General features: G+C 69.6%; 7 protein-coding genes. All 7 read right to left on the reverse strand.

Annotation, left to right across the window (positions count from 1 at the left end; translation table 11 throughout):
- Positions 1–76 precede the first annotated feature (76 nt).
- A complete protein-coding gene (locus AB0H52_RS08795) occupies positions 77–3508 on the reverse strand; it encodes a DNA-directed RNA polymerase subunit beta (protein WP_151488763.1) in 3432 nt (1143 codons plus the stop codon).
- Positions 3509–4079: 571 nt separating this feature from the next.
- The gene (gene rplL / locus AB0H52_RS08800; RefSeq protein WP_151488762.1) at positions 4080–4463 is read right to left on the reverse strand and encodes a 50S ribosomal protein L7/L12; all 384 of its coding nucleotides are present in this window, start codon (positions 4461–4463) and stop codon (positions 4080–4082) included.
- A 51-nt stretch (positions 4464–4514) separates the two neighbouring features.
- Positions 4515–5063 (reverse strand): 50S ribosomal protein L10, encoded by a 549-nt coding sequence (gene rplJ / locus AB0H52_RS08805; RefSeq protein WP_151488761.1) that lies wholly within the window; start codon positions 5061–5063, stop codon positions 4515–4517.
- 340 nt (positions 5064–5403) lie between these two features.
- Complete coding sequence (locus AB0H52_RS08810; protein ID WP_151488760.1) at positions 5404–6093, reverse strand: hypothetical protein; 690 nt, start codon at positions 6091–6093, stop codon at positions 5404–5406.
- On the reverse strand, positions 6090–6959 hold the full coding sequence (locus AB0H52_RS08815; protein ID WP_357946142.1) for an ATP-binding cassette domain-containing protein: 870 nt from the start codon (positions 6957–6959) through the stop codon (positions 6090–6092). Before AB0H52_RS08815 ends, AB0H52_RS08810 begins: the two co-directional genes overlap by 4 nt.
- An 82-nt stretch (positions 6960–7041) precedes the next feature.
- Positions 7042–7758 (reverse strand): 50S ribosomal protein L1, encoded by a 717-nt coding sequence (gene rplA, locus AB0H52_RS08820; RefSeq protein WP_151488758.1) that lies wholly within the window; start codon positions 7756–7758, stop codon positions 7042–7044.
- A 77-nt stretch (positions 7759–7835) separates the two neighbouring features.
- The gene (gene rplK, locus AB0H52_RS08825) at positions 7836–8267 is read right to left on the reverse strand and encodes a 50S ribosomal protein L11 (RefSeq protein ID WP_151488757.1); all 432 of its coding nucleotides are present in this window, start codon (positions 8265–8267) and stop codon (positions 7836–7838) included.
- Positions 8268–8535: the final 268 nt, after the last annotated feature.

Consider the following 8535-nt stretch of genomic DNA (forward strand, 5'->3'; position numbering starts at 1 on the left):
TCCCCTATGTCGTCGTCTGTACTGCTAATTCTCGGGTGGGGTCGGGGGCCGGCGAGCCGGCCCCCGACCGCTCACCTCAGACCTCTTCGACCGAGCTCGGCTCGCGCCGGGACAGGTCGATGCCCAGCTCCTCGGCGGCCCGGAACACCTCGTCGTCGGTCTCGCGCATTTCCAGGGCCACACCGTCGCTGGAGAGCACCTCAACGTTGAGGCACAGCGACTGCAGCTCCTTGAGCAGCACCTTGAACGACTCCGGGATGCCCGGCTCCGGGATGTTCTCGCCCTTGACGATGGCCTCGTAGACCTTCACCCGGCCGAGAACGTCGTCGGACTTGATCGTGAGCAGCTCCTGCAGGGCGTAGGCAGCGCCGTACGCCTGCATCGCCCAGCACTCCATCTCACCGAAACGCTGACCACCGAACTGCGCCTTACCACCCAGCGGCTGCTGCGTGATCATCGAGTACGGGCCGGTCGACCGAGCGTGGATCTTGTCGTCGACCAGGTGGTTGAGCTTCAGGATGTAGACGTAGCCGACCGCGATCGGGTCGGGCAGCGGCTCGCCGGAACGACCGTCGAACAGCTGCGCCTTGCCGGTGCGCCCGATCAGCTGCTTGCCGTCCCGGTTGGGCAGGGTCGACTCGAGCAGACCGGAGATCTCCTCCTCGCGGGCACCGTCGAAGACCGGGGTGGCCACGTTCGTGTCCCCCTCGGACTCGTGCGCGTCGATCGAGCGCAGCTGCCGCTTCCAGTCGGCGTCGTCACCCTCGACCTTCCAGCCGGTCTTGGCGACCCAACCGAGGTGGGTCTCCAGAACCTGGCCGATGTTCATCCGGCTCGGCACGCCGAGCGGGTTGAGCACGATGTCGACCGGGGTGCCGTCCTCGAGGAACGGCATGTCCTCGACCGGAAGGATCTTGGAGATGACGCCCTTGTTGCCGTGCCGGCCGGCGAGCTTGTCGCCGTCCTGGATCTTGCGCTTCTGGGCGACGTAGACCCGGACCAGCTCGTTGACGCCCGGCGGCAGCTCGTCGCCGTCCTCGCGGGAGAAGGTCCGCACACCGATGACCGTGCCGGTCTCGCCGTGCGGCACCTTCAGCGAGGTGTCCCGAACCTCACGCGCCTTCTCACCGAAGATCGCGCGGAGCAGCCGCTCCTCCGGGGTCAGCTCGGTCTCGCCCTTGGGCGTGACCTTGCCGACCAGGATGTCGCCGGGGACGACCTCGGCACCGATCCGGATGATGCCGCGCTCGTCGAGGTCGGCGAGCATTTCCTCGCTGACGTTCGGGATGTCGCGGGTGATCTCCTCCGGGCCGAGCTTGGTGTCCCGGGCGTCGACCTCGTGCTCCTCGATGTGGATCGAGGTGAGCACGTCCTGCTGCACGAGGCGCTGCGACAGGATGATCGCGTCCTCGTAGTTGTGACCCTCCCAGCACATGAACGCCACCAGCAGGTTGCGTCCGAGTGCCATCTCGCCCTCGTCGGTGCACGGACCGTCGGCGATGACCTGACCGGCCTCGACGCGGTCGCCCTCGAAGACGACCGGCTTCTGGTTGACGCAGGAGCCGGCGTTGGAGCGGCGGAACTTGTGCAGCAGGTACGTCCGGCGGTGGCCGTCGTCCTGGTGGATCGTGACGTAGTCGGCGCAGAGGTCCTCGATCACACCGCCGACCTCGGCGACAACCACGTCGCCGGCGTCGACCGCGGCCCGGTACTCCATGCCCGTACCCACCAGCGGCGCCTCGGCCTTGACCAGCGGCACCGCCTGGCGCTGCATGTTCGCGCCCATCAGTGCCCGGTTGGCGTCGTCGTGCTCGAGGAACGGGATCATGGCGGTCGCGACCGAGGTCATCTGCCGGGGCGAGACGTCCATGTAGTCGACGGCACCGGGGACGACGTCCTCGGTCTCACCGCCCTTACGACGACACAGGACCCGGTCCTCGGCGAACGTGCCGTCAGCCTTCAACCGCGCGTTGGCCTGGGCCTTGACGAACCGGTCCTCCTCGTCCGCGGTCAGGTAGTCGATCTGGTCGGTGACCCGACCCTCGACGACCTTCCGGTACGGCGTCTCGATGAAGCCGAACGGGTTGACCCGGGCGAAGGTGGACAGCGCGCCGATCAGGCCGATGTTCGGGCCTTCCGGCGTCTCGATCGGGCACATCCGGCCGTAGTGGGACGGGTGCACGTCACGGACCTCGAAGCCGGCCCGCTCCCGGGACAGACCACCCGGGCCGAGCGCGCTCAGCCGGCGCCGGTGGGTCAGGCCCGCCAGCGGGTTGGTCTGGTCCATGAACTGGGACAGCTGCGACGTCCCGAAGAACTCCTTGATCGCCGCCACCACCGGGCGGATGTTGATCAGGGTCTGCGGGGTGATCGCCTCGACGTCCTGCGTGGTCATCCGCTCACGGACGACCCGCTCCATGCGGGACAGGCCGACCCGAACCTGGTTCTGGATCAGCTCACCCACGGTGCGCAGGCGCCGGTTGCCGAAGTGGTCGATGTCGTCGGCCTCGTAGCCGTCCTCACCGGCGTGCAGCCGGCACAGGTACTCCACGGTGGCGACGATGTCGTCCTCGGTGAGCGTGCCGGTGGTGATCGGCACGTCCACTTCGAGCTTCTTGTTGAACTTGTAGCGCCCGACCTTGGCGACGTCGTACCTCTTCGGGTTGAAGAAGAGGTTGTCGAGCAGGGTCTGGGCGTTCTCGCGCGTCGGCGGCTCGCCAGGGCGCAGCTTGCGGTAGATGTCTAGCAGGGCCTCATCCTGGCCGGCGATGTGGTCCTTCTCGAGCGTCGTCATCATCAGCTCGGACCAGCCGAACTTCTCACGGATCCGCTCGGCCGACCATCCGATGGCCTTGAGCAGGACCGTGACGGCCTGCCGACGCTTGCGGTCGATACGTACGCCGACCGTGTCGCGCTTGTCGATGTCGAACTCCAGCCAGGCACCCCGACTCGGGATGACCTTGACGCTGGAGAGGTCGCGGTCGGAGGTCTTGTCCGGCTGCTTGTCGAAGTACACGCCCGGGGACCGGACGAGCTGGCTGACCACGACGCGCTCGGTGCCGTTGATGACGAAGGTGCCCTTGGGCGTCATCATCGGGAAGTCACCCATGAACACCGTCTGACTCTTGATCTCGCCAGTGGTGTTGTTGGTGAACTCCGCGGTCACGAAGAGCGGAGCGCAGTAGGTCAGGTCCTTCTCCTTGCACTCCTCGATCGAGGCCTTGACCTCGTCGAAGCGCGGCGCCGAGAAGGAAAGCGACATGGTGCCGGAGAAGTCCTCAATGGGACTGATCTCTTCAAGGATCTCCGCGAGACCCGAGCGTGCGTGCGGGTCGTCCGCCGACCGGCCCTGCCAAGCCTCGTTGCCGACGAGCCAGTCGAAGGACTCGTTCTGGATGGCAAGGAGGTTGGGGACCTCGAGGTGTTCGGTGATCCTGCCGAATGAAACTCGGCGGGGAGCGAATGCGCTCGACGTACGACTGGTCTTCGCAGGGCGGGAAGCTGCCAAGATGCGTCCTTCCGAGGACCGGTGCTGCAGAACGGCTGGTACGCGTGCACTCCAATGACCCCACCAGAAATATCCGTAAACGGACATTTCCGAGCAGGGGTCAAGTCGGAAGGCAGCGCAAACTAGCAGTGTAGCCGAGAGGCTAACCGCTGTCCAGCCCACCCCGCAGGTCGTTCGCGGAACGCGCCTCGGCCCCCGTCAACCGGGGTCTGCCGGGCCGCTCAGAACGCAACGTCCCCACTGGGCCGCGCGGGTTGCCGCAGCCGTTGGTGCCGCCGCTGTCATTACCCACGTTGTGGCCGTCGCAAGCGCGGTGTCTTGCTGGTGTCAGCGTGCCTGGCAGCCCGGGGCCGCGTCAAGGCCCGGTATCCGGGTCGTCTGTTCTTTCCCACCGGAGGTGGACCCGTCGCGCTCGTCCGGGGCCCCACACCGATCGTCGACGCCCAGCTCAGGGCCGGTGCCGCCGGATCCACCAACACGGCGGGCGGTGATCCGTGTCGGATCACCGCCCGCCGCGACGCGATCGTGTCGCGGCTCACCGAGCCGAGGCACGCGCAGGTGGAACGTCAGGTCACTTGAGGGTGACCTTGGCGCCCTCGCCCTCGAGCTTGGCCTTCGCCTTGTCGGCGGTCTCCTTGTTGACCTTCTCCAGGATGGCCTTCGGCGCGGACTCGACCGCGTCCTTGGCCTCCTTGAGGCCCAGGCCGGTCAGCTCACGCACGACCTTGATGACCTGGATCTTCTTGCCGCCGTCAGCCTCGAGGATGACGTCGAACTCGTCCTTCTCCGGCTCGGCCTCGGCGGCGGCCGGGGCGCCACCAGCGGCGGCAACCGCGACCGGAGCCGCGGCGGTGACCTCGAAGGTGTCCTCGAACTGCTTCACGAACTCGGAGAGCTCGATCAGCGTCATCTCCTTGAACGCGTCAAGCAGCTCGTCGGTGCTGAGCTTCGCCATGTCTGGCGTCCTTTCTAAAGGTTGTTAAGAACGTGGGTGCGCCGCGCGGCCTCAGGCCGCCTCGGCGCCCTCCTGCTCGCGCTTCTTGTCCGCAAGGGCGGCCGCCGCGCGGGCGGCCTTGGAGAGCGGTGCCTGGAACAGGGCCGCGGCCTTGCTCAGGTTGCCCTTCATCGCGCCGGCCAGCTTGGCCAGCAGCACCTCGCGGGACTCCAGGTCGGCGAGCTTCGTGACCTCGGCCGCGGAAATGGCCTTGCCCTCGAAGACACCGCCCTTGATGACGAGCTTCGGGTTGGCCTTCGCGAAGTCGCGAAGCCCCTTCGCCGCCTCGACGACGTCGCCCGAAACGAAAGTCAGCGCGGTAGGACCGGTGAACAGCTCGTCGAGGCCGGTGATGCCCGCGTCCGTCGCAGCACGCTTCGCCAGCGTGTTCTTCGCGACCGTGTAGCTGGTCTCGGCACCGAGCGAGCGCCGCAGCTGGGTGAGCTGGGAAACCGTCAGACCGCGGTACTCGGTCAGCACGGTGGCGCCCGCGCTGCGGAAGCTCTCGGTCAGCTCAGAGACGGCCGTGGCCTTGTCGGCTCGGATCGGCTTGTCCGCCATGTCCCTCCTCTCTCGTTACTCGAGGCTGGTCCCCGTCACGGCCGAAGCCTGGAACGGGGGCGGAGGCAGCGACAACGAGAAAGCCCCGGCGCAGGGCGCACGGGGCGAGGGCCGGCGGATCGTCACGGTCGGCGGACCATGCTCACTGCCGAGTTACGCTTGCCGCCCTACGCGGGTCGCCCGTCTGTCGCGGGACCTTCGACCGTGCCGAAACACGGTGACCAGCGGTCTCTGGGTGGTTCCTCATCCATGAGAACACGGATGACTGTTGAAGAGTACGCGCCCGCGCCACCAGCGCCAAATCGCCATCTGTGAGCCGGACCACCGACGCCGGCGCTGCTCAACCCTGGGCGCGCCGCCGCCACAGGTAGCCGCCGACGACCGCGGCGCTCCAGGCCAGCGCCCACACGCTCAGCCCCAGCAGGGTGAGCGCGGCGGCGTCGCCCGCCACCGTCCGGGCGGTCGCCATGATCGGCGGAGCCAGCCAGGGGGCCACCGACCCGCTCAGACCGAGCACCACCGCGCCGACGCCGCCGAGGGCCAGCACCGCGACGCCGTACCCGGCGCCGCCCACCGACGCCCGGCTGGCCAACGCGCCAAGAGCAACCGCCGCGGGTACGACCAGCAGATGCGCAAACAGCCCCAGCGCGAGACCGACCGGCACCGACCGGTCCCCCGGGTCCACCGGACCGGTGACCCCGCCCACCAGCCACGGGAAGACCAGCGCGACGGCCACCGTCGCCAGCGCCGCCAGGCCGGCGGCGAGCAGACCCGCGACCCTCTCCCCGGCCACCCCGACGGACACCTGGGCGAGCCGGCGCTGCACGTCCGGCTCGACGTCCAACAGGATCTTGGTCTGCCAGGCGAGCACCGGGAAGAGCACCACGGCGGAGACGCCGTACGCCTCCGCGGGCTGGGCCCGGCCGCCGCCGTACAGCGTGCCGAGCGCGACGAGACCCGCGAGCAGCGGCGCCAGCGCCCTCCCGGTACGCAGGAAGCCGGCCAGCCGCAGCCGGACCAGGGCGGTCACCGGGCCTCCCCCGCCGCCGGCTCGACCGTCGCCGGCTCGCCCGCCGCGTCGGTGCCGCCGGGCTGCTCGGTCGCCCGCTCGGCGGCCGGCCGCACCGGCGGTGCCGCGGAGCCGACCTCCGGTGTGGCGGTGGAGGGGTCGGGGCGTACCCGAAGGATCTGGTGGCCGTCGGCCCGCAGGCGGGCGACGGTGCTGGCGACCCGCGCGGCCGGCACCGCGACCTCGACCACGGCGACGGCCTCGTCCGCCGACGGCGTCTCCTCGGTCAGCGAGCCGTCGGCCACCGTCCAGCGGCGCGCGCCCGGCAGCCGGACCGTCTCCCCCCGATGGTCACTGACCAGGACCGCGCCGTCGCCGGCGAGCACCTCGTCGATCAACTCGGGGACCAGGTCACGGGTGGCGGCGTCCAGCCCCTCCCACGGCTCGTCGAGCACCAGCAGGCCCGGCGGACGCAGCATCGCCTGGGCGAGGCCCACCTTCTGCGCGGTGCCCTTGGACAGCTCCGGCAGCCGGACCGCGCGGAACCGGGCCAGCCCGAGCCGGTCCGTCCAGGTGGCCACGGCGTCATCGGCGGCGGCGCGACCCAACCCGGCGACCCGCGCCATCCCGGTCAGGTAGCGGGCCACGGTGAACGGCTGGTCGGACGGGAAACGCTCCGGCACCCAGCCGACCCGCACCGGCCGGTCGGTGACCCGCCCCCGGCCCGGTCGGAGCACCCCGGCCGCCACCTGGAGCAGCGTCGACTTGCCGACGCCGTTGCGGCCCAGCACGACCGCCACCTCACCCGGACCGATCCGTACGTCGACCCCGCGCAGCACCCACGGCCCTCGCCGGTGGTACCGCAACCAGACGTTCTCCAGCCGCATGCGGACGAGCCTGCCACACCTTGAACGCGCCGGGGCGCCGCCACAGGTGTGGCGGCGCCCCGGCGGAGCGAACTGGTCGGGCTCAGGCCTCGGCCGGCTCCTCGGTGAGGTTCTTCACCAGGTTCGGGTCGACCGGGACACCCGGGCCCATCGTGGTGGTGAGGATGACCTTGCGGAGGTACTTGCCCTTCGCCGCGGACGGCTTGGCCCGCAGCACCTCGTCGAGCACCGCCGCGTAGTTGTCCACCAGCTGGCTCTCCGTGAAGGAGGCCTTGCCGATGATCAGGTGCAGGTTGGAGTGCTTGTCCACCCGGAAGGTGATCTTGCCGCCCTTGATGTCCTGCACCGCCTTGGTGACGTCCATGGTCACCGTGCCGGTCTTCGGGTTCGGCATGAGACCGCGCGGGCCCAGGATCCGCGCGATCCGGCCGATCTTGGCCATCTGGTCCGGCGTGGCGATCGCCGCGTCGAAGTCGAGCCAACCACCCTGGATCCGGGCGACCAGCTCGTCGGTGCCCACCTCGTCGGCACCCGCCGCGGCAGCCTCCTCGGCCTTCGCGCCGCCGGCGAAGACGATCACGCGGGCGGTCTTACCGGTGCCGTGCGGCAGGTTGACCGTGCCGCGGACCATCTGGTCCGCCTTGCGGGGGTCGACGCCGAGGCGCATGGCGACCTCGACCGTGGCGTCGAACTTGACGTTGGTGGTCTCCTTGGCCAGCTTCACGGCCTCGGCGGGGGTGTAGAGCTTGGACCGGTCGATGACGTCGGCGGCCTTGCGGTAGCTCTTGCTGCGCTGCATTGCTGATTACTCCTGTGGTCTCTGGCGGGCCGCTCGGCGCGAGCCCTCCCACGATCGGGTCGTCGGCGGGGCCGACGTCAGTCGTTGACGGTGATGCCCATCGACCGGGCGGTGCCGGCGATGATCTTCTCGGCCTGGTCCAGGTCGTTGGCGTTGAGGTCGGCCATCTTCTTCTCGGCGATCTCACGCAGCTGGGCGCGGCTGACCGAACCCACCTTCTCGGCCTGCGGGACGCCCGAGCCCTTCTGCACACCGGCGGCCTTGATCAGCAGCCGGGCGGCGGGCGGGGTCTTCAGCACGAAGGTGAAGGTGCGGTCCTCGTACACGCTGATCTCGGCGGGGACGATGTCGCCCCGCTGGGACTCGGTCTGCGCGTTGTAGGACTTGCAGAACTCCATGATGTTCACGCCGTGCTGGCCGAGCGCGGGGCCGACCGGCGGCGCCGGCGTGGCCTGGCCCGCCGGCAGCTGAAGCGTGAACGTCTTGACGAGCTTCTTCTTCGGAGGCATGTCACTTCCTGGGGCTTGGAGCTGGGAAAATGCGGCTGAACACCGCCCTGTCGGGCGCGCACGGTCAGCGCGGTGCGACAGCGGTGACGTTCAAGAGTAGCGCAGGCCGCAGCCCACTCGTCCGCCGAGGTCGAGTGGGAGGGCGAACGCCGTCGTGGGGGGGGGGGGGGGGGGGCCGCCCCCCCCCCCCCCGGGGGGGGGGGGGGGGGGTGTTTTTTTTTGACAGCGCGGGGGGGCGCCCGCCCGAAAAGAAAACACCACACGATGT

It is taken from the genome of Micromonospora sp. NPDC050695 (assembly GCF_040654415.1).
Classification (GTDB): Bacteria; Actinomycetota; Actinomycetes; order Mycobacteriales; family Micromonosporaceae; genus Micromonospora.